General features: G+C 73.2%; 15 protein-coding genes and 1 pseudogene. 4 read left to right on the forward strand and 12 right to left on the reverse strand.

Annotated features, from left to right (window positions below; genetic code table 11):
- Positions 1–285 precede the first annotated feature (285 nt).
- Both JF597_RS12985 and JF597_RS12990 read right to left on the reverse strand, forming a co-directional pair.
- Positions 286–594, reverse strand: coding sequence for a hypothetical protein (locus JF597_RS12985; protein ID WP_293993368.1), 309 nt, complete (start codon positions 592–594; stop codon positions 286–288).
- Positions 595–937: 343 nt separating this feature from the next.
- Positions 938–1,294, reverse strand: a pseudogene (locus JF597_RS12990) (4-hydroxy-2-oxovalerate aldolase); the annotation flags it as partial.
- An 11-nt stretch (positions 1,295–1,305) separates the two neighbouring features.
- On the opposite strand from JF597_RS12990, the gene JF597_RS12995 reads away from it, so the two are divergent.
- Together JF597_RS12995 and JF597_RS13000 are read left to right on the forward strand one after the other, a co-directional pair.
- On the forward strand, positions 1,306–2,457 hold the full coding sequence (locus JF597_RS12995) for a histidine kinase (RefSeq protein ID WP_293993369.1): 1,152 nt from the start codon (positions 1,306–1,308) through the stop codon (positions 2,455–2,457).
- Positions 2,445–3,098, forward strand: coding sequence for a response regulator transcription factor (locus tag JF597_RS13000; protein WP_293993370.1), 654 nt, complete (start codon positions 2,445–2,447; stop codon positions 3,096–3,098). Before JF597_RS12995 ends, JF597_RS13000 begins: the two co-directional genes overlap by 13 nt.
- Before the next feature lie 384 nt (positions 3,099–3,482).
- Here the strand turns inward: JF597_RS13000 and JF597_RS13005 are convergent, their stop codons facing one another.
- The 10 genes from JF597_RS13005 to JF597_RS13050 form a co-directional block, all read right to left on the reverse strand.
- Positions 3,483–5,609 carry an exo-alpha-sialidase gene (locus JF597_RS13005; RefSeq protein ID WP_293993372.1) on the reverse strand — a complete coding sequence of 709 codons (2,127 nt, stop codon included), beginning with the start codon at positions 5,607–5,609 and terminating at the stop codon, positions 3,483–3,485.
- Positions 5,610–5,675: 66 nt separating this feature from the next.
- The gene (locus tag JF597_RS13010; RefSeq protein WP_293993373.1) at positions 5,676–6,611 is read right to left on the reverse strand and encodes a dihydrodipicolinate synthase family protein; all 936 of its coding nucleotides are present in this window, start codon (positions 6,609–6,611) and stop codon (positions 5,676–5,678) included.
- A 125-nt stretch (positions 6,612–6,736) separates the two neighbouring features.
- A complete protein-coding gene (locus JF597_RS13015; protein WP_293993374.1) occupies positions 6,737–8,350 on the reverse strand; it encodes an FAD-dependent oxidoreductase in 1,614 nt (537 codons plus the stop codon).
- On the reverse strand, positions 8,347–10,524 hold the full coding sequence (locus JF597_RS13020) for a trehalase family glycosidase (RefSeq protein WP_293993375.1): 2,178 nt from the start codon (positions 10,522–10,524) through the stop codon (positions 8,347–8,349). Before JF597_RS13020 ends, JF597_RS13015 begins: the two co-directional genes overlap by 4 nt.
- Entirely contained in the window at positions 10,521–11,345 is an 825-nt protein-coding gene (locus tag JF597_RS13025; RefSeq protein WP_293993376.1) for a dipeptide/oligopeptide/nickel ABC transporter ATP-binding protein, read from the reverse strand. Before JF597_RS13025 ends, JF597_RS13020 begins: the two co-directional genes overlap by 4 nt.
- On the reverse strand, positions 11,342–12,373 hold the full coding sequence (locus JF597_RS13030) for an ABC transporter ATP-binding protein (protein ID WP_293993377.1): 1,032 nt from the start codon (positions 12,371–12,373) through the stop codon (positions 11,342–11,344). The genes JF597_RS13025 and JF597_RS13030 overlap by 4 nt, the downstream gene beginning before the upstream one ends.
- Entirely contained in the window at positions 12,370–13,911 is a 1,542-nt protein-coding gene (locus tag JF597_RS13035; RefSeq protein ID WP_293993379.1) for an ABC transporter substrate-binding protein, read from the reverse strand. The genes JF597_RS13030 and JF597_RS13035 overlap by 4 nt, the downstream gene beginning before the upstream one ends.
- A gap of 110 nt (positions 13,912–14,021) precedes the next feature.
- Positions 14,022–14,900, reverse strand: coding sequence for an ABC transporter permease (locus JF597_RS13040; RefSeq protein WP_293993381.1), 879 nt, complete (start codon positions 14,898–14,900; stop codon positions 14,022–14,024).
- Positions 14,900–15,826, reverse strand: a complete 927-nt coding sequence (locus tag JF597_RS13045) for an ABC transporter permease (protein WP_293993382.1) — start codon at positions 15,824–15,826, stop codon at positions 14,900–14,902. Before JF597_RS13045 ends, JF597_RS13040 begins: the two co-directional genes overlap by 1 nt.
- Positions 15,823–16,932, reverse strand: a complete 1,110-nt coding sequence (locus JF597_RS13050) for a LacI family DNA-binding transcriptional regulator (RefSeq protein WP_293993384.1) — start codon at positions 16,930–16,932, stop codon at positions 15,823–15,825. The genes JF597_RS13045 and JF597_RS13050 overlap by 4 nt, the downstream gene beginning before the upstream one ends.
- Positions 16,933–17,129: 197 nt before the next feature.
- Here JF597_RS13050 and JF597_RS13055 point away from each other — a divergent pair, with 197 nt between their 5' ends.
- Both JF597_RS13055 and JF597_RS13060 read left to right on the forward strand, forming a co-directional pair.
- Positions 17,130–17,993: a phytanoyl-CoA dioxygenase family protein gene (locus JF597_RS13055; protein WP_293993386.1), complete on the forward strand. Its 864-nt coding sequence runs from the start codon at positions 17,130–17,132 to the stop codon at positions 17,991–17,993.
- 4 nt (positions 17,994–17,997) lie between these two features.
- On the forward strand, positions 17,998–18,906 hold the full coding sequence (locus tag JF597_RS13060; RefSeq protein ID WP_293993388.1) for an AraC family transcriptional regulator: 909 nt from the start codon (positions 17,998–18,000) through the stop codon (positions 18,904–18,906).
- Positions 18,907–19,139: the final 233 nt, after the last annotated feature.

The following is a 19,139-nucleotide window of genomic DNA, read 5'->3' on the forward strand; positions in this document are numbered from 1 at the left end:
CGGCGTCAGCGGGGCATTACGGTGGGACATGAGGGCCTCCTGCGGTCGGGCGTAGATGTCGCAATCCACACCGAACCCAGAAGGCCCTCACCTGTTCAAGCACCCAGCCCGCGTGTCACCAACGTCCCGGGACAGCACATCTAGCGCGGTGACCGCACAGGCCCGTCGGGTGGGTCCCGGAGCCCACCCGACGGCAGCCCACCCGACAGCCGCCCGTGCGGCGGCCGGACGCGCTGCGAGCACGCATCTGCACCGCTCACAGGGCCCGGCGGCACGCGGCGGCCGTCACCCCTCGGCGGCGGCCCTGCGGATCCGCGGCTCGAACTCCCGCCGCACGTAGACGTCGAACGGCTCGGACAGCGCGCCGTCGATGACGTGCCGTACCCGGTGTTCCGCCGCGAAGTCCTTGATCGCCGCGCGGGATCCGGGTCCCACGCCGCCGCCGATGATCAGTACGCCGAACTCCTCGGTCGCCAGGAGCTTCAGGGCCTCCTCGTCGGTGCTCACCCCCTCCGCGTCGAAGCCGTCCGCGTGCAGCGTGGCGAGTACGGCCGTCACCCTCGCGGGCGTCCTTCCGAGCACCAGTGTCCTCATGGTCGTTTCCTCTCCGGCGGGTCGGTATCGGCACCGCCCACCGTAGAAACTCAACCGGACTTGAGGTCAACCCCGGCGCCCGCCCCGCGCGGGGGTTCGAAGAGTTCCTCGGACACCGCCCGGACCGCGTCCACCACCAGCGGGCCACGAGTTCCAGCGGGGAGCGGCCGTCCCCGACCACCGATGTCGCCCCGACCGGCCCTCGGGCCCGCGCAGCGCGAGACGGACGCACCCGAGGTCAGGGAAGCACTCGCCCCGGTCGATCGCCAGTCCGTTGCGGCGCCTCACCAGGCGGAGTTCGCGGTGCAGCTGGTCGAGGCGGCCGATGCTGTGCGGCGTACCCCACCGCCACCACGGAGTGGGCGACCGAGAGGGAGAGGTTCTCGTGGGCGTGGATGCCGATCTGGGTCCCCGGGTCGAGCACGTCCCGGTAGGCGCGGATCCGGTCGCGGACGCCGTCCATGGTGAGCCGGCCTCCGGAGTCGGTGACGTAGACGCAGTGCGCGCCGTAGGACTCCATCAGCCTGGCCTGCTCGGCGAGGACGGGCGAGGGCGCCATGTGGGCCATCACCAGGGAGCCCGCGACGTCCATGCCCAACTCCCGTGCGGTGGCGATGTGCTGGGCCGCCACGTCCGCCTCGGTGCAGTGGGTGGCGATGCGCACCGAGCGGACGCCTCGGGCGTAGGCCCGCCCGAGCTCTAGCGTCGTCCATGTGGAAATCGGTGCGGCGCGCCGCGTGGGCCACGGCCCATCTCTTCCTGGCCGCCGCGATGGCCTTCGGTATGTGGATCTTCGTCACCGTCCTGCTGATCACCGCGATCGGCATGCTGGCGGTCGTCGGTGCCTGGCTGCTGCCCGAGACCGTGCTGCTGGTCCGGCGGATCGCGGGGGCCAAGCGGAGCCTGACCGCCACCTGGACCGGGGTGAAGATCCCCGAGGTGTACCAGCCGCTGACCGGGACGATGCGCGAGCGGATCGTCAGGGCCGTGCGGGATCCCGGCACCCGTACCGACGCGCGCTGGATGGCCGCGTACTGGTTCTACGGCGCGCTGCTCGCCCTCGCCGTGCCGCTGTGGCCGCTGGGGCTGGTCGTCGACGGCCTGTGGTGCGGGCTGCTGCGCCGCGAGGCGCTCGTCCTGCCGCTGATCGTGCGGCTCGCGGACCTGGAGGCCGACTGGTCGACCGCGCTGCTCAAGCCGTCCCCGCAGGCGCAGCTGACGGCCCGGGTCGAGGAACTGGCCGCGACCCGCGCCGACGCCATCGCCGCGCACGAGGCGGAGCTGCGCCGCATCGAGCGGGACCTGCACGACGGCACGCAGGCGCAGCTGGTGGCGCTGTCCATGCGCATCGGGCTGGCCCGGCGCGCCTACGGCGGGGACCGCGAGACCGGCCGGCGGCTCCTCGACGAGGCCCAGGAACAGGCCGAGAAGGCGCTGGTGGAACTGCGGCAGGTGGTGCGCGGCATCCATCCGCCGATCCTCAGCGACCGCGGCCTGACCGGCGCCGTGCGGGCGCTGGCGGCGGGCAGCGGCCTCGAGGTGACCTTGGACGACGACGGCCTGGGCCAGGGGGCCCGGGCGCCCGCGGCGGTGGAGGCGGCCGCCTACTTCGCGGTGGCCGAGTCGCTGACCAACGTCGCCAAGTACAGCGGGGTGCCCCGGGCCGAGGTCCGGCTGGTCCGGGTCCGCCGCGGCCTCAGGGTGCTGGTCCGGGACGAGGGGCGCGGCGGCGCGGACGAGGCCGGCGGCTCCGGGCTGCTCGGTATGCGGCGGCGGGTCGCCGCCCTCGACGGAACCCTGGAAGTGTCCAGCCCGGTCGGCGGGCCGACCGTGATCGAAGTGGAGTTGCCGTGCGTGTGGTGATCGCCGAGGACAACGCCCTCCTGCGGGAGGGACTGGTCCTGCTGCTGACCTCGGCCGGGCACGAGGTCGTGGCCGTCGCCGGCAGCGGGCCCGAGATCATGCCCGCGCTCCTGGAGCACCGGCCGGACGTGGCCGTCCTCGACGTGCGGATGCCCCCGGGCTTCCGGGACGAGGGGCTGCGGGCGGCGCTGGCGGCCCGGGAGCGGATACCCGGGCTGCCGGTCCTGGTGCTCTCGCAGTACGTCGAGGAGTCGTACGCGAGTGAGCTGCTGGGCGGCGGGACCAGCGGGACCGGGTATCTGCTCAAGGACCGGGTCGGCCGGGTCGACGAGTTCCTCGACGCGCTGGAGCGGGTGGCCGCCGGGGGAACCGCGCTGGACCCCGAGGTCGTCACCGAGCTCCTCACCCGCCGCAAGGACTCGCCGATCGACTCGCTCACGCCCCGCGAGCGGGAGGTGCTGGGTCTGATGGCCGAGGGCCACGACAACGCGACCATCGCCGCCACGCTCGTGGTCACCGAGCGCGCGGTGCACAAGCACATCGGCAACGTGTTCCTCAAGCTCAACCTGCCGCCGAGCGACAGCGGCCACCGGCGGGTGCTGGCCGTCCTCGCCCACCTGGCCCACACGCCACAGGCCTGATCGGGACGTGGCGAATCCCACGGCGCCCAGGACCGCGGCCCACAGGACGGTGACGAACCATCGCCGGCGGAAGGCCGCACGGCCCGGGTGATGAAGGCAGTTGGCATGGCGGGACAAGCCTCCACATCAGCGCTTCGCAAAGGGCGCGACGACGAGGAGCCGCTCCACGCTCCACGTGGGAGATCCGCCCTGGTCGCGGCCGGTCCGGGGAGGGGTCCGCCGCTGTGCCCCAGCCTTGCGCGGGCCGCCGGCACGCATGAGGGAGCGCCCTCCCGCATCCGGGGTGTAGCGGGCTAGACCGCCTCGGCGACGGCGAGGACCGTCGCACGGGTGGCCGACGGCCGCCTCGCGACCCTCACGGCTTCCCGGGCGTGAGGCCCGAGCTCAGCCCTGGGGACCCAGCAGGCGGATCGCGTCCGCGGCCACCACGCCGTCGGCGTCGTTGGTCAGTTCGACCGACGTGCCGAGACCGGCCTGGAGCCGGAACGCGCCGAGCGAGACCCAGGTACCGCCGCGCGGATCGGTGGTGCCCGCGGCCCGCTGGTCGATGCGTACGGTCGTGGTGGTGCCGTCCGCCTGGACGACGGTGTACGGGGCGTTGCCCGCCCGGTTGGCGGCCGGGGGGTAGGACGCCTGGATCTCGTACCGTCCGTCCTGCGGCACCGCCGGCTGCCAGCGCACCTTCCGCTCGCCCGAACCGGCGGGCGCCGTACGGTAGTTGCCCGACCAGAAGCCGGGGTCCGCCGTCGCGGCCGGCCAGCTCCCGCTGACCACGGTGAAGCCCAGCCGGTCGTTTTCCACGACCACCTCGGCACGTACGTCGGCGGAGCCCGGTGCCTCGATCAGGCTGAGCGAGTCGAGGCCGAGCCGGGTGCCGCCGCCCCGGCCGGGTGCCGTGACCGCGCAGCGCAGGGTGTGCCGTCCGGCGCGCAGCCGGGTGGTGCCGAGGTGGGCCAGGTCGAAGCCGTCGGCCGTCTGGGCCGTGGTGTCGACGGCGTGCGCGGGGAGCCCGGTGCCCTCCACCGTGACGGTGGCCAGGGCGCCGTCCGCCGAGCGGTAGTGGCGCAGGAGCAGCTCGTAGTCGCCGGTGCGCGGCGCCCGGAAGGAGAACTCCACGGCGCCGCCCTCCTGTTCGGGAGTGAGGACCAGCCGCTCGCCACGGCGCGCGAGGGGATCGGCGACGGTCTGCACCAGGCCGCCCGTGACCTCGCGGTCCGCTTCGGCCAACGGGACGACGCACTCCCGGTAGTGGGGGCCGTGGCGCAGGCTGTCGCGGCCCCGGGTCAGCCAGTCGAGCGAGAAGCAGCAGACGTCGACCCGCTGCGGGACACTCGCCATGCCACCGTCGCAGCCGTAGAGCAGCACGATCGTGCCGTCGGACAGCCGGGCGAGATCCGAGTAGAAGGAGCGGTTCTGGTTGACGACCCGCTGGTACCGGTACGAGAAGCCCTCGTCGTAGCTGACGGCCACCGTCATGTTGTACCTGACGGGCGAGTCGGGACGGCTGAACAGGACCCGCCCCGGCTGACGGCTGCCCGGGCCGCCGGTGTAGCGCAGCAGACCTGCGTCCACCGCGTTGAACGAGCCGGTGCTTCCGTCGAGCGCCGGCTGCGACCAGGTCGTGCCGTCGTCCGTGCTGACGGAGACGATGCGCTGGTTCTCACCGCCCGATGCGAAGCGGCCGTTGACGAGCACGGTGCCGTCGGAGCGCTGCACCAGCCGCGCCTCGTTGATGGGGTACGCGACCTGTACGGGCACCTCGCCGGTCGCCTGCCAGGTCGCGCCGTGGTCGTCGCTGTAGATCGGGGCGACGCCGTAGTACCGCTGGGCCACCGTGTTGCCGACGATCACTCTGCGGTGCAGGCAGTTGAGCAGCAGACGGCCCGAGCGCAGCTGGAGTCCGTGGCCCGGGCCGGGGCCGTGCAGCGCCCAGTTGCAGGGGAAGGCGTCGAACAGGCCTGCCAGGCTGCGTGGTTCGCCCCAGGTCCGGCCGCTGTCCCGGCTGGAGATCACACAGAGCTCGCCGGAGTCGCCCGAGCAGGAGGTGTTCTGCGGGAGCCGGAGCGAGAGCATGTAGAAGAGGAAGACCTCCCGGGTCCCACGGTCCACGACCAGCGCCGGGTTGCCCCAGGACTCGCCGTCGACGGAGGCGACCAGGGTGCGGCTCGCCTCCCAGGTCCGGCCGCCGTCGGTGCTGCGGCGCAGCAGCAGGTCACGCGGACCGGCGTCGCACACCTCGTGGCGCCCCTCGGTCACGGCCAGCACCGTGTCGTCGGGCAGCACGGCGAGCGCGTGGACGTGGTAGCTCACCAACGGGCCGGCCACGGAGTCCCAGAGGGTCTGCTCCTCGAAGAAGGCGCCGTGCCGGTCGGGCCGGGACGTGCGGTCGGCGGCCTGTGCCGAGGCTGCGAGGGCCGCGGGCCCCAGTGCGGCGGTGGCCGTGGCGCCGACGACGCCCAGGGCGAAGGATCTGCGGTTCATGGCGGTGCGGTCCGGTCTGTCGTCGGACATGGGGCCACCCCTTTCGGGCGGAACGGAGGGGGTACGACGGGAGAGGGCACCGGTGGGGACACGGGATCAGGCGCGTACGAGGTGCGCGTCGAGGGGGGCGAGCAGGTCGTGCAGCGCCTTCCGCTCCCCCGCGGAGCACGGTGTGAAGGGCGCCGCGGCATACGGCGGGCACAGTCCGCGTGCGGCCAGGACGGCCTTCACCGCCGGCACGCCGGGGCGTACGGTGTGCAACTCCAGTACCGCGTCGAGCAGTTGCTGCGCACGCCGGGCGTCCTCGGCCCTGCCGTCGCGGTGCGCCCGGAAGAGCTCGGCGGTCACCGCGGGCGCCAGGTTGGCCACCCCGAGGACGACTCCGTCGGCCCCGAGCCGCAGCGCGTCGAGTGCCTGCCGCTCCGCGCCCTGGCTGACCCCGAAGTCGTCGCGCCGCCGGGCCGCCGCGAGGGCGTGGCCGAACAGTGCGGGGTCGCCCGAGCTGTCCTTCATGCCCACCAGGTGCGGCAGTCCGGTCAGTTCGTCGAGCAGGGCGGGGGTCAGCGGGTTGCCGTAGCGGGGCGCGTGGTAGGCGACGACGGGAGCACCGAGGCCGGCGAAGGCGGCGTAGTGGGTGACGATCTCGTCGTGCCGGTGGTGGAAGTAGAGCGGCGGGCTGAGCACCAGCGCGTCCGGCGCGGCGGGGCGCACGGCCGCCGCGCGGGCCAGCGCCTCGGCGGTGCCGGCTGCCGTGACGTTCACCAGCACCGGCCCGCCGCCGGTGAGTTCACGCCAGCGCCGGGCCACCCCGACGGCGAACGTGCCGAGTTCCGCCGTGGGCAGCAGCGGACCCTCGCCGTTGCTGCCGAAGAGCATGAGACCGCGGGCGCCGGCTGCCGCGAGTGCACGGAGCAGGGCGTCGGCGGCCGGGGCCGAGGGGTGTCCGGGGCGGTCCATCGGGGTGACCAGCGGCACGATCACACCACTCAGTAGCGCGCGTCCGTCGATCTGCCCCCTCTCTTCGCTGGGCAAGTGCTCGACCGTCGTCTGCCGTTGTTTCGCTGCGGCCGCGTCGTGGTCGGCCGCGCCCCGCGGCGGAGCCGCACATCGATGCAGCCCCGCGCCCCTTCGGGGCGCTTCGTTCGCCTGACCACCCATCAGTACCCCTTGACCTCGGGCCAGGCCAGTTCGACGCCGGCGCGGGTGAGTTCGTCCTGGAAGCGGCGCAACACCTCGCCATCCTCGTACACCTGCTCGACCTCCAGCCGGTTGTCGAGGCAGTACGCGGCCAGCGACCCGGCCGCCTCGCCGATGTTCCACTCGACGGGGTGCAGCCGGTAACAGCCGTTGGTGATGTGGGTGGTGCCGATGTTCTTGCACACCGGCAGCAGGTTCCGCATCCGCACGGGCAGCAGGGCGCCCAGCGGGATCTGGAAGGGGCTGCTGGCCACGTCGATGTAGGTGTCGCCGCCGGTGGAGGGATGCAGGTCGATCCGGTACATCCCGATGCCGACCGAGTCCGGGTAGCGCACCGCGCCGTGCTCGCCGCGCACGGCGAGGGACAGGTCCTGTTCGACGATCCGGCGCCGGGCGACGATCCGGCGTGACTCCCGGATGTACGGCGCCTTGGCCAGCCCGTCGGCCGTGCCCAGCACGTCGCCGCGGAGCCGCAGACCGGGCCAGCCGGTGCCGCCGTCCGGGCGGGGGGCCTCGGTCTGGAGCCAGTGGAGCATGCTCAGGCTCAGCTCGCGGGCTCCGGCCAGGTGCCGATCCCGTTCCTTGTCGTCCACCCCGATCAGCGGACCTGGCAGGTAGTCGATCATGGGCCAGTTGACGATGGTCACGTCGCTCGCGGCGAACCCCGGCCGGTACAGCTTCCGGGAGAACACCCGGCGGAACTCCCACAGTTCCTTGTCGCCCGCATCCTTGCTCTGGTCGGCGACGACCGGCCCCGACTCGGCGTTCGGGGTGAAGGCGCGCGGTACGGTCTCCAGTGTCCGCGGGTCGGGCGCGTTCAGGCTCAGCAGCCGGTTCGGCCACTGCGGGGGGCGGTAGGCGGCCCAGCGGTCGTAGCCGGCCGGCCTGTCGACGGTGTGGTCCTCTCCGGCCACGTGGTCGACGGCGAACACCCATGAGAACGCCTGCATGTTGGCCGGCTGGGCCGCGTCGGGCGCACTCGGCTCGCCGGTGTCCCCCCGCGACTCGAAGCCCGTCACATGCTCGGTGCCGGTCAGCGGCAGCAGGTCGCCCAGTTCCGTGGCGTCCAGGACGTACGGCGCCGACACCTCGACCCGCGTGCCGTCCGGGCCTTCGACGGCCACGGACCGTACCCGGTCACCGTCCACGGAAGCGGCCACCGGCCGGTGCCGGTACAGGATCCGCAGCCGGCCTGCGGCCAGGTAGGGCGCGACCATGGCCGTCAGGACGGCGGCGCCGACCCGCGGTTCGTGGCACAACGGGCTCACCCGGCCCTCGCCCGGGTTGAGATACCGGCGCCGTCTGGCCTCCTCGGTGAGCGGGTACCAGGTCCGGTAGTGCTCGCGGACCGCCTCGCGCAGCGCGCGGTAGGTGCGGGTGGCGCCGAACTGCTCGATCCAGGCGTGCTCGTCGGGCGGTACGCCCTGGCTGGTGAGCTGACCGCCGATCCAGTCGGTCTCCTCGGTGAGCAGCACCGACCGCCCCCGGTCGAGGGCGGCCAGCGCCGCGGCCACCCCGCCGAGTCCCCCGCCCACGACGAGGATGTCCGTGGCCGCCGATGTCGGCGCGCTCATACACCGCTCCCTTCCTGTACGTCACCCGCGCCGTGCGGACCGAAGGCGAAGCTCCGGGGTGCGCCCCCTACGTCCACCGGCACGGGCGGGCCGCCGCCCGGCGGCGTGACGAGCAGGTCGCCGACGCCCTCGGCGGTCCCGGTCACGCACCGAGCGGTCCGCCGGTAGCCCCGTACGACGACGCCGGGCGCCATGTCCAGCAGGACCCGTCCTTCGAGGCGGACGGTGAGCCGGTCGGCCGCCCGGACGTCGAGGCGGCCCTCGCCCAGGGGCAGGTTGCACAGTTCGGCCGGTTCGCCCGGGTGCGCGAACCGCCAGCCGTCCGGGCGTGCGTCGGCCAGTTCGCCGAAGGCGAGGTACGCCAGCAGGCCGCCCCAGGCCATCAACCCGTCCGATCTCTTCCGAAAGCTCGTCAGGTTCTCGCCGTCGACGGCCGGATAGTTCTCCCGGACGTGGCCGTGCTCGTGCCACTCGTGGAGGAACAGCCGCAGCAGGTCCCCCACCACCGGCCGGCACAGCCCGGTCAGCCCGTACCTCCGCAGCCCGCGTACGGCGAGATAGGCCATCGGTGCCCAGATCCGGCCGCGCCAGTACGTCGCGGCGAAACCCGGGTCGTCGCGGGCCACGCTGGGCAAGGGCCGTACGCCGCCCAGCACTTCGGGCCTCAGCAGATCCGCTGCCGTCGTCGCCGCACGGTCTGGGTCCGGCAAGCCGCCCAGCAGCGCGTACAGCATCGTCGGCGAGACGTGCGGATCGTGCGTGCCCGCCGAGGTGAGGTTGCGGTAGCCGCCGCGCTCGTCGTCCCACAGCAGCCGGTCGGCGGCCGCCCCGGCCGCGGCGGCCTCGGCGTGCAGGCGGTCGGCCGTCGTGCGCTCCCCCAGGAGGCCGGCGATGTCCGCCAGCGCCTCGGCGTCGGCGATGTGCAGCGCGTTCAGGCCGACGTCGGCGAGGTCCATGGTGCGGGTCGCCGGGTCGTACCGGGCCTCGTCGTACATGGGCGAATCGTCCAGGCCCGACTCGCGTCTGGCCCGGTCCAGGGTCGCGGACGCGGGGTCGCCCGCGACCGGGTCGGAGCCCCAGGCGAGCAGCCCGTGCGGCCCGCGGCGGGCCCTGGGCCACCAGTCGTGCCAGGCCAGCAGGGCCGGGAAGGTGGTGTCGAGCAGCGCCGTGTCACGGGTCCCGGGCGAGAGACCGCCCGCCAGATACGCCTGATACACCGTCAGCGCCCCCACCGGGGGCTGTGAGCGGTCGCCGGTGCGGCCCCTGTCGTCCGAGACCCGGTTCGGGATCATGCCGGCCTCGTCCGCGTACGGGAGGATCTGCCGGAAGATGCCGCGCGCGTAGTCCCGGTCGACGGCCGAGGCGGTGAGTCCGGTGAAGAACGTGTCCCAGGCGTGCAGCGCCCAGGTGCCGTAGAAGCCCTTGCGTTCGGCGCACACGAAGTCCCGTGAGGTGGGCGTCAGGACGCGGCCGATGTCCGGGGCGTAGACGGTGTTCCAGGTGACGGCCCGGGTCAGGGCGTCGGCGGCGTCGCCCAGCCAGCCACTTGAACGAAGCGAGGTGCGTTCCGCTGCGCGGGCCGCGCGGTGTCGTCTTTCGGCTGCCGCGCCGTTGTGGCTGGCCGCGCCCCGCGGCGGAGCCGCACATCGATGCAGCGCCGCGCCCCTTCGGGGCGCTGATGCGGCCGGCGCGATCCGCAGATCCACGTCGGCTTCGGTGTCGAACGCCAGCACCAGCGCAGTCGCCGGGCCCTCGATCCTGCGGCCCGGTGTCGAAGTGACGACCGTCCAACGGATGCCGCCTGCGCCGACGGTGGCGGCCAGGTCCGTCTGCTGCTCGATGTCGTCCAGGCCCTCCACCGACAGCACGATCGCCCCCGTGCTCTCGGCCAGGGCATCCAGCACGTCCCCGGGACCGCCCGCGAACTCCAGCCGCAACCGGTGGCCGCCCGCCCGTACCGTCACCTCGGCGTAGCTGCCGTCCACGGTGTGCGGGCCGAGCCGCTCGAGTCCGTCGCGCCAGGTGAATCCGTCCAGTACCGGGCCTTCCGGGCCAAGGACGCCGAACCGTACCCGCGGCCCGTGCGGCAGCCTGTTCATGCCGGTGTGCGTTCGGACATCCCAGGTGTTCCAGCCGGTCGGCGCCGGAGTCACGGCGCGCCGCCCCTCGTTCATACGACCGCCTTGCCGTCGGCGGTGCCGTCCCCCGGCACCGAGTCGTCCAGGTCCAGGGCCGCGTCCAGCAGCGCCTGCGTGTACGCGTGGCGCGGTGCGGTCAGCACCTCGCCGGTGCGGCCCTCCTCCACGATCACGCCCCGGCGCATCACCGCCACCCGGTCGGCGATCTGGTGCACCACTCCCAGGTCGTGCGAGATGAACAGCATCGCGAGCCGGTGCCGGCCGCGCAGGTCGGCCAGCAGGCGCAGGATCTGGGCCTGCACCGAGACGTCGAGCGCCGACACCGCCTCGTCGCACACCAGCAGCCGGGGCCGCACCGCCAGCGCCCTGGCGATGCTGACCCGCTGGCACTGGCCGCCCGACAGGTCCCCCGCGCGCCGGGCCGCCACCTCGGGGTCGAGCCCCATGTCGGCGAGGAGCCGGTGCAGTGCCGCGGTGCGGTCGCCCTCGGGTGCGGTGACCGGGTGCGTGCTCCAGACCTCGGCGATGATCGAGGCGACCGTCATGCGCGGGTTGAGCGAGGACCGCGGGTCCTGGATCACCATCTGCACCGCACGCTGCAGTTCGGGCGGCCGGCGCCCCGCGCGGCCGAGCGGCCGTCCCTCGAAGGTGACGGTCCCGGCGCCGGGCCGCAGGAGGCCGGCCACGCACCGGGCGACGGTCGTCTTGCCGGAGCCCGACTCGCCGACCAGCCCGAGCGTCTCCTCGGGTGCCACCGACAGGCTCACCCCGTCCACGGCGACCTGACCACTTCGCCGCCCTCCGTAACGGACGCGCAGGTCACGCACGTCGAGGAGGGCCCGTTCGCCCGTGCTCACGACTGTGGCACCTCCTCCGCGAAGTGGCAGGCGCTCCAGCGGCCCGGCGCCACCTCCCGTACCTCCGGCCGCTCGGCGCGGCAGCGGGCGCGGGCCAGTGGGCAGCGCGGATGGAAGGCGCAGCCGGCCGGCCGGTTCGCGGGGGTCGCCGGGGCCCCGGGCAGCGGGTCGGCCAGTGCGGTGCGGGTCCGGACGGCGGGCACGCTGCGCACCAGGGCGGCGGTGTACGGGTGGCAGGGCCGCCGCAGGACGTCACGGGCGGGCCCGCGTTCGCAGACCCGCCCGGCGTACATCACCACCACCTGTCCGCCGACGTGTGACACGACCCGCAGGTCGTGGCTGACCAGCAGCATCGCCAGGCCGTCCGCCGCCTGGATGCCGGCCAGCAGCCGCAGGATCCGGGACTGCACGGTGACGTCGAGCGCCGTCGTGGGCTCGTCGGCGAGCAGCAGCGCGGGGTTTCCCGCCAGCGCCATCGCGATCACGGCGCGTTGGCGCAATCCTCCGGAGAGTTCGTGCGGGTAGGCGCGCATCCGCCGCTCCGGCTCCGGCACGCCGACCCGGTCGAGGAGTTCGACGACCCGGCGGTTCACCTCGGCACGCGGCAGCCGGTCGCGGCGCGGTATCTCGCCGACCTGACGGCCGATCCGCTGGGTCGGGTTGAGGGCGGCGAGCGGGTCCTGGAAGATCATGGCGATCTCCCGGCCGCGTACCGCGCGGCGCCGTGCCGGGCCGGCGGCGAGCAGGTCCTCGCCGTGCCACAGCAGCCGGCCGGCGAGCGTGGCGCCCTCGGGTGGCAGGCCCAGGACCGCCTGGGCGGTCATGGTCTTCCCGCTGCCGGACTCGCCGATCAGCCCCACGGTGGTGGCCCGCGGCACGTCGAAGGAGACGCCGTCCAGCACGCGGGTCCGGGTGCCGCGCGGGCCGGGAAGTTCCACCACCAGGTCCTCGATCCGCAGGACCGGCCCGTCCGTCGTGGCCGGCGCCTTCCCGGCCCCGTGTTCGCGCGCGGTTCCGGCGGGGCTCACGAGCCGCCGGTCCGTACGCCGGCGAAGTCCGGCAGCCCGCTGGCGTCGGGGACGAAGCCCTTCAGGTCGCTGTTCCAGGCGTAGGCGATGCTCACGGACATCGGGTACATGCCGACCGCGTCCCGCCAGATGATGTCGCCGGCCCGGCCGTAGAGGTCGGTGCGCTTCGCCTTGTCGGCCGTCGCGCCGGCCGACGCCAGGAGACCGTCCAGCTTCTTGTTGCAGTAGCCCATGCGCTTGGCCGCGCAGGTGTAGAGGCGGCCGAGGTTGCTGGCCGCGTCGTAGCTGGGGGTGGCCAGCTGCTGGAAGTTGATGTCCCACCTGAGCGCGAGCAGGTCCTCCGTGAAGACGGCCTGCTCCTTCTCCAGCGGTTCCACCTGCACGCCGACCTTCTGCAGGTCCGAGACGACGGCCTGGATGAAGGGCTTGAACTCGTCGTTGGCGAACTGCAGCCGGAGCTTCTTCGAGAAGTCGAACCCGGCGGCGGTGAGGGCCGCCTTGGCGGCTGCCGGGTCGTAGGCGACGGCGGGCTGCGGCACGTGGCCGAGGACGACGCTCGTGACGGGCGCGTCGGCCGCCTTGCCGGTGTCGGGGTAGAGCTTGCCGATGATGGTGCGGAAGTCGACGGCCTGCCAGATGGCCCGGCGGACCTTCGCGTCCTTGAGGGCGGGGACCGAGGAGTTGAACCACATGGTGAACTCGGCGCTGCTCGGCACGGTCTGCACGGTGAGGCCCTTCTGGCCTTTCAGCGAGGCCAGTTGGTCGTCGGGGATGCCCCAGACGACGTCCACCTCGCCGGTGCGCAGGGCGGTCATGCGGGCCGCGAGTTCGGGGATGTTCCGGATGGTGACCTTGCCGAGCGTGGGCTTCGTGCCCCGGTACTTCTTGTTGGGCACCAGGACCAGCGACCCGCTCGGGGTGAACGCGTCGACGGTGAACGGCCCCGAGCCGACGGGGTGGTTGAAGAAGGCGGTGTCGTCCTTGCCGACGCCCGACGGGAGGACGTAGAAGGTGCCGAGCTTGCCGGGGACGGACGCGTCGGGCGTGGGGCTGTGCAGGACCACCTCGGTGGCGGAGACCTTGGTCATGGTGTCGCCGGGGAAGTTGCCCGCGTTGGGGCCGTTCAGGCTGATCATCCGCTGGAAGGAGGCGACCACGTCGTCGGCGTCGAGGGCGGAGCCGTCGGAGAAGGTGACGCCGGAGCGCAGCGTGAACGTCCAGGCGGTGACGTCCTTGTTGGGCTTCCAGGACGCGGCGAGGTCGCCTTCGAGGGTGCCGTCCGCGTCGGGTTTCACGAGTCTGCCGAAGATCTCCTGGGCGGCCAGCTGGGTGCCCGTGGAGGCGCCCTGGGCTCCGTGCGGGTCCAGGCTCTCAATCGGGTAGGTGCCGGCGACCGTCACGTCTCCCGAGGCGGAACCGCCCCCGTTGCCGTCGCCGCCGGTGGTCGTCGAGCAGGCGGCGAGGAGCGCCGCGCCCGCCGTGGCGGTGGAGGCGAGCCGGATCAGCCGGCTCCGCCCGTGCTCACGCGTCCTGGTCATGATGGTGCTCCTCTCGATCGAGGGTCGGTCGGAGTCAGCCGGTGGGTGAGGCGCTGTGCGTCGCTGTGCCGTCGTACGACGGGCCGGGGGTTCCGGTCGTGGCGTGGGTCCTAGTAGGGGCGGCCGCGCCCGTAGCGGGCGGTGAGCTGGTCGCCGAGGATGCCCACGTTGACGATCAGGAGGGACAGGGCGATGCCCGGCAGGGTGGAGATCCACCATTGCGTTTCCAGGTACTCCTTGCCGTTGGCGATGCTCTGCCCCCACGACACGGCCGACAGGGGCAGCCCGATGCCGAGGAAGCTGAGTCCCGCCTCCGCCAGCACCACCAGTGCGAACTCGAGCGTGGCGAGGGCGACGATCGGTCCGGCCGTGAACGGGAGCACGTGCCGGGCGAGGACGGTCCGGCCGGGCACTCCCAGCACCCGGGCGGCGTCGACCCACGGCCGTTCCCTGAGCGAGAGCGCGATGCCCCGGGTGACACGGGCGAAGCCGATCCAGCCGGTCGCCGAGAGCGCGACGACGACCAGCAGGACACTGCGCTCGAAGGCGCCCGCGATCACGATCGCCAGCAGGATCGCGGGGAAGGCCAGCAGGACGTCGAAGATCCGGGCCAGTACGGCGTCGGCGACACCCCGGAAGTAACCGGCGACGGCACCGAGGAGGACCCCGACCAGACAGGACAGCGCGACCGTGGACACGCCGATGAGTACCGCCGTCCGGGCCCCGTAGACGATCTGGGCGAGCATGTCGCGGCCGAGTCCGTCGGTGCCGAGCCAGGCCGTGCCCCCGGTGGACACCCTGGAACCGGGGGCGAGCAGCCGGTCGTCCAGGGAGGTGTGCACCGGGTCGTAGTGGATCAGCAGGGGCCCTGCGACGGCCACCAGCAGGTAGCAGCCCACCACCACGGCGGGGACACGGGACAGGAGCGGGCGCCGGGTCCGCCGCGGAGCCGTCATCGACTGCTCGACGGCGAAGGTGAGGTCGGCCATCAGACGGCTCCCGTCCGGATCCGCGGATCCAGCTGGGCGATGAGCAGATCGGCCATCAGGTTGAGCACGACCACGATCCCGGCGATGAGCAGGGTCGCGCCCTGGACGACCGTGTAGTCGCGATTGGCGACCGCCTCCACCACCAGCGATCCCAGACCGGGCCACGCGAACACGTTCTCGACGATCACGGCGCCGCCGACCAGCGCCCCGACCTGGACTCCCACCACGGTCACCACCGGGATCAGCGAGTTGCGCAGGGCGTGGCCGAACAGCACCTGACGCTCGGTCAGGCCCTTGGCGCGTGCCGTCCGGATGTAGCTCTCGCCCATCGTCTCCGCGACGCTGGTCCGGGTCAGCCGGGCGATGATCGCGACGAACGGGAACGAGAGGGTGACGGCGGGCAGCACCAGGTGCTGGGGCGTGCCGACCCCGGAACTGGGCAGCAGGCGCAGGGTCAGGGCGAAGACCAGCACCAGCATGATGCCGATCCAGAACGTCGGGAACGACTGGAGGGCGATCGTGCAGGCCGAGACCACCCGGTCCATGAGCCCGCCGGGCCGCGCGCCGGCCAGCATGCCGAGCGTCAGTCCGGCGATCACCGCGATCGCGGTGGCCGTCACGGTGAGGTCGACGGTGGCGGGCAGCCGGTCGAGGACCGCGCCCATCGCCGACCTGCCGAGCCAGTGCGACTGGCCGAAGTCGAGTCGGCAGACGTCGCCGAGGTAGCTGAGGTACTGCGCGCCGAGCGGCCGGTCGAGGCCGAGCGAGGAGCGCAGCTGGTCGATCTGGCTGCGGGTGGCGTCCGGGCCGAGCAGTACCGTCGCGGGGTCGCCCGGCGCGGCCCGGACGATGAGGAAGATGAGCGAGGCGGCGCCCCACATCACGAAGACCCCGACGAGCAGCCGGTGCACGATCATCCGGATCATGTCCTCGGCCCCCTGCCGGCGGTACGACCGGTCGGTACCGGGCCGATCGAGTCGCCCGGTACGAAGGCGCAGGGCACCGTGAGTTGTCGCGGCTCGGGGGTCTCCTGGTCGAGCAGCTCGATCAGCACCCGTACGGCTTCCCCGGCCATCTGGGCGCGGGGCAGCGAGAACCGTGTCCAGTTCCGCGACCGGGGTGTCCAGGACGGCGGATCGCCCAGCAGGGCCAGCGAGCAGTCCTCAGGGAACCGGACCCGTTCCGTGCCGGCCATGGCCGCCAGCGCCTCGGTGAGCCGGTTGTCCTCGGCCGGCTCGACCAGCAGCGCGGTGATCCCGAGTCCGTCGGTCCACGCCGTCAGCCGGTCGACCGTCAGGTCCGCCGGATCGGCCAGGCTCCGGATCAGCGCCTCGTCCACGGCGATACCGGCGTCGGCCAGTCCGCGCCGGTATCCCTCCTCGCGGTCCCTGGTGGGCTCGCTGTCCTCCGGGGCCCGCAGATGCAGGATCCGGCGGTGACCGAGCCGCGCCAGTTCCGCGACGAGTGCCGCGGTCGCCGAGACGTAGTCGGCGGCCACGTAGGAGAGTTCACCGCCGTCCACCTCGCGGCGTCCGACGAAGACGAACGGGAAGTCCTCCCGGACCAGCGCGGACAGGTCCTCGCGGCGGACGTTCCGGCCGAGCAGGACACAACCGTCCGCGATCTTCAGCCGGTTGGTGCCACCGGCGTAGATGGACCGCTCGGCCGTCACCGTGCTGGACGCGCTCCCGCCGGAGCAGAAGAGCAGCAGGTCGTAGCCCTGCCGTGCCGTCTCCTCCTCCACGCCGAGCAGGAAGGGGTAGTAGAAGTCGCGTTGGTCGGTCGGGAACACCGACTCGAAGGTGTAGAGCCCGAGCAGCCGGTTCCGGCCGCCTTTCAGGCTGCGCGCGGCGACATTGGCCGTGTAACCGAGTTCCTCGGCAGCCGCCAGCACGGCCTGCCGGGTCGGTTCCGCGATCTGCGCACTCGCCGCGCCTCCGCTGATCACCAGCGACACCGTCGCCTGGGAGACTCCGGCGCGCCGGGCGATGTCCCGTTGGGTGGTGCGTCTACGTCGTTCGGGAGGGGCCATGAGCGCTCCCAGTTAATACGTATCAGCAAGTGCCGAATGACGGTACCGGGGCCCGGCGAAAGCCGTCAAGGCACGTGAACGCCCTTTGTCCGGCTTGTTTCTGACAGATGATCCGATCTTGCGGAGTGACCGGATTCGCCATCCCGTGCACGGCTGAGCCATGGCACGCGGACGCGATGTCCAGGAACATCGGGACCATGGCCGAGAACACCGTCGACGACGACCTCGCGTCCCGCTTCGGCCGGGACGGTTACGCGGTGCTGCCGGGCGCCCTGACACCGGACGAGGTGGCGGAGCTGCGGGCGGAGACCGTGCGGATCTGCCGCGGCCGGCGGGGCGCCGTCGAGGGCGCGCCGCCACCGGTCGCGGGCGAGAGCGACGACGAGAGGGTACGGCGGTTCCTGTGCGTGCACTATCCGCACAAGCTGTCGCCGCTCATGCTGGACACCATGCGCCACCCCGCCGTCGTCGGACCGCTGACCGAGGTGATCGGCCCCGACGTCAAGGCGATGCAGTCGATGCTGTTCGTCAAGTCCGAGGGGAAGCCCGGCCAGGCGTGGCACCAGGACGAGATGTTCATCCCCACCCGGGACCGGTCGCTGACCGCCGCCTGGCTGGCCCTCGACGACGCCACCGTCGACAACGGCTGCCTCTGGGTCCTGCCGGGCTCGCACCGCGCCGGCGTCATCTACCCCAACCGGCAGCACCAGGACCCCCGTTACGACTGCACGGTCGAGTCCTACGCCTTCCCGTACGACGAGGCACAGGCCGTCCCCGTCGAGATCCCGGCCGGATCGGTGCTGCTCTTCAGCGGCTACCTGCTGCACAAGTCACTGCCCAACACCGGCCGCCAGGGCTTCCGCCGGGCTCTGGTCAACCACTACATGAGCGCCTCGTCCCTCCTCCCCTGGGCGCCGCCGGAAGCCGAAGTGCCCATGGCCCAGGCCGACTTCCGGGACATCGTGCTGGTCGCCGGCCGGGACCCGTACGCCTACAAGGGCACCGCCGACGTGCGCAGGCCCCGGGTGCGGCGCGACCGGTCCGGGGGCTGCGACCGGTGAGGCCGTGACGGCACACGTCCCGCCTCCGACCCCCACGCTGCTGTCCCGGCTCGGTCCCGCGGTCGCCGACTACCCGGCCGGCGCGGTCTTCGGCCCCAGGGACGCCGGATCGTACGAATTCGTCTGGCTGCTGCACGGCAGCGCCCGCTGGGTCTGCGGCGACCTGACCGTACCCCTGACGCCCGGCACGCTGCTGCTGGTGCGCCCCGGTATGCGCGACATGTTCCACTGGGACGGCCACCGGCCCACCCGGCACGCCTACACGCACTTCCGGCTGCCCGCGGCCGCGGGGGGCACGGAGCCCCTGGACGACACCGGCTGGCCGGTCGTCCGGGACCTGACAGGCCGGAGCGATCCGACGGCCGCGCTCTGCCGGTACCTGCTGACGCTCGGCGCGACCCGGCCGCCGGACTGGGAGCGGCACGCCGAGGAGACGCTGCGGCTGCTGCTCCTCACCTTCGTGGACGGCACCGGCACCGGCCCACCGGCGCTCCCGGAACCGCTGCTCGCCATGATGGCCGCGGTCCGCGGCCACTGGTCGGACGGCGTAGCCCGCCCGCTCCCCCTGGAGCGGCTGGCGCGGGCGGCCGGCGTCTCGGCGAGCACGCTGTCCCGGATCTGCCGACGGCACCTGGGCGTCAGCCCCGTCGCCGGACTGGAGAGGCTACGCCTGGCGAGGGCCGAGCCACTGCTGTGGCTGAGCAATCTCTCGCTCCGCGCCATAGCCGTACGGTGCGGCTTCCCCGACGCCTACCACTTCTCGCGCCGGTTCCGTGCGGTCTACGGCATGTCGCCGAGCGCTTTCCGCAAGCTGCCGCCCGAGTCGGCCCCGCCGTCCCCGGTCGCCGCCGGCGCGCTGTCCGCACTCCAGGCCCTGGCACCGCCCTCGCCTGCGGACCCGCCGGGCGCCTGACCTCCGCGGCCCCGAGGCCGCCCGAGGTCGACCTTGCCGCCCGCCATCGGCTGGGGCGCTCCAGGGCGCGTTCGCGCCGAAGCGCCTCGGGTGGGCGGTGTCCGCCGCGCACGCCTTCGACCGCCTCATGCTCACGATGTTCTGGAGGGTCTGGTCGTGCACCCGCCGTCCGGCGGCGAGCCGGTCGCCCGCCGCTGCACGAGGAGTCCGCCGTCTGACGCTCCGGCCGCACA

This window comes from Streptomyces sp. (assembly GCF_019510245.1).
Classification (GTDB): domain Bacteria; phylum Actinomycetota; class Actinomycetes; order Streptomycetales; family Streptomycetaceae; genus Streptomyces.

What these genes read in the sequence shown, in the direction of transcription:
- JF597_RS12985 (WP_293993368.1), bottom strand. Translation starts at nt 594, where the DNA reads ATGAGGACACTGGTGCTCGGAAGGACGCCCGCGAGGGTGACGGCCGTA.
- JF597_RS12995 (WP_293993369.1), top strand. Translation starts at nt 1,306, where the DNA reads ATGTGGAAATCGGTGCGGCGCGCCGCGTGGGCCACGGCCCATCTCTTC.
- JF597_RS13005 (WP_293993372.1), bottom strand. Translation starts at nt 5,609, where the DNA reads ATGTCCGACGACAGACCGGACCGCACCGCCATGAACCGCAGATCCTTC.
- JF597_RS13015 (WP_293993374.1), bottom strand. Translation starts at nt 8,350, where the DNA reads ATGAGCGCGCCGACATCGGCGGCCACGGACATCCTCGTCGTGGGCGGG.
- JF597_RS13020 (WP_293993375.1), bottom strand. Translation starts at nt 10,524, where the DNA reads ATGAACGAGGGGCGGCGCGCCGTGACTCCGGCGCCGACCGGCTGGAAC.
- JF597_RS13035 (WP_293993379.1), bottom strand. Translation starts at nt 13,911, where the DNA reads ATGACCAGGACGCGTGAGCACGGGCGGAGCCGGCTGATCCGGCTCGCC.
- JF597_RS13040 (WP_293993381.1), bottom strand. Translation starts at nt 14,900, where the DNA reads ATGGCCGACCTCACCTTCGCCGTCGAGCAGTCGATGACGGCTCCGCGG.
- JF597_RS13045 (WP_293993382.1), bottom strand. Translation starts at nt 15,826, where the DNA reads ATGATCCGGATGATCGTGCACCGGCTGCTCGTCGGGGTCTTCGTGATG.
- JF597_RS13050 (WP_293993384.1), bottom strand. Translation starts at nt 16,932, where the DNA reads ATGGCCCCTCCCGAACGACGTAGACGCACCACCCAACGGGACATCGCC.
- JF597_RS13055 (WP_293993386.1), top strand. Translation starts at nt 17,130, where the DNA reads ATGGCCGAGAACACCGTCGACGACGACCTCGCGTCCCGCTTCGGCCGG.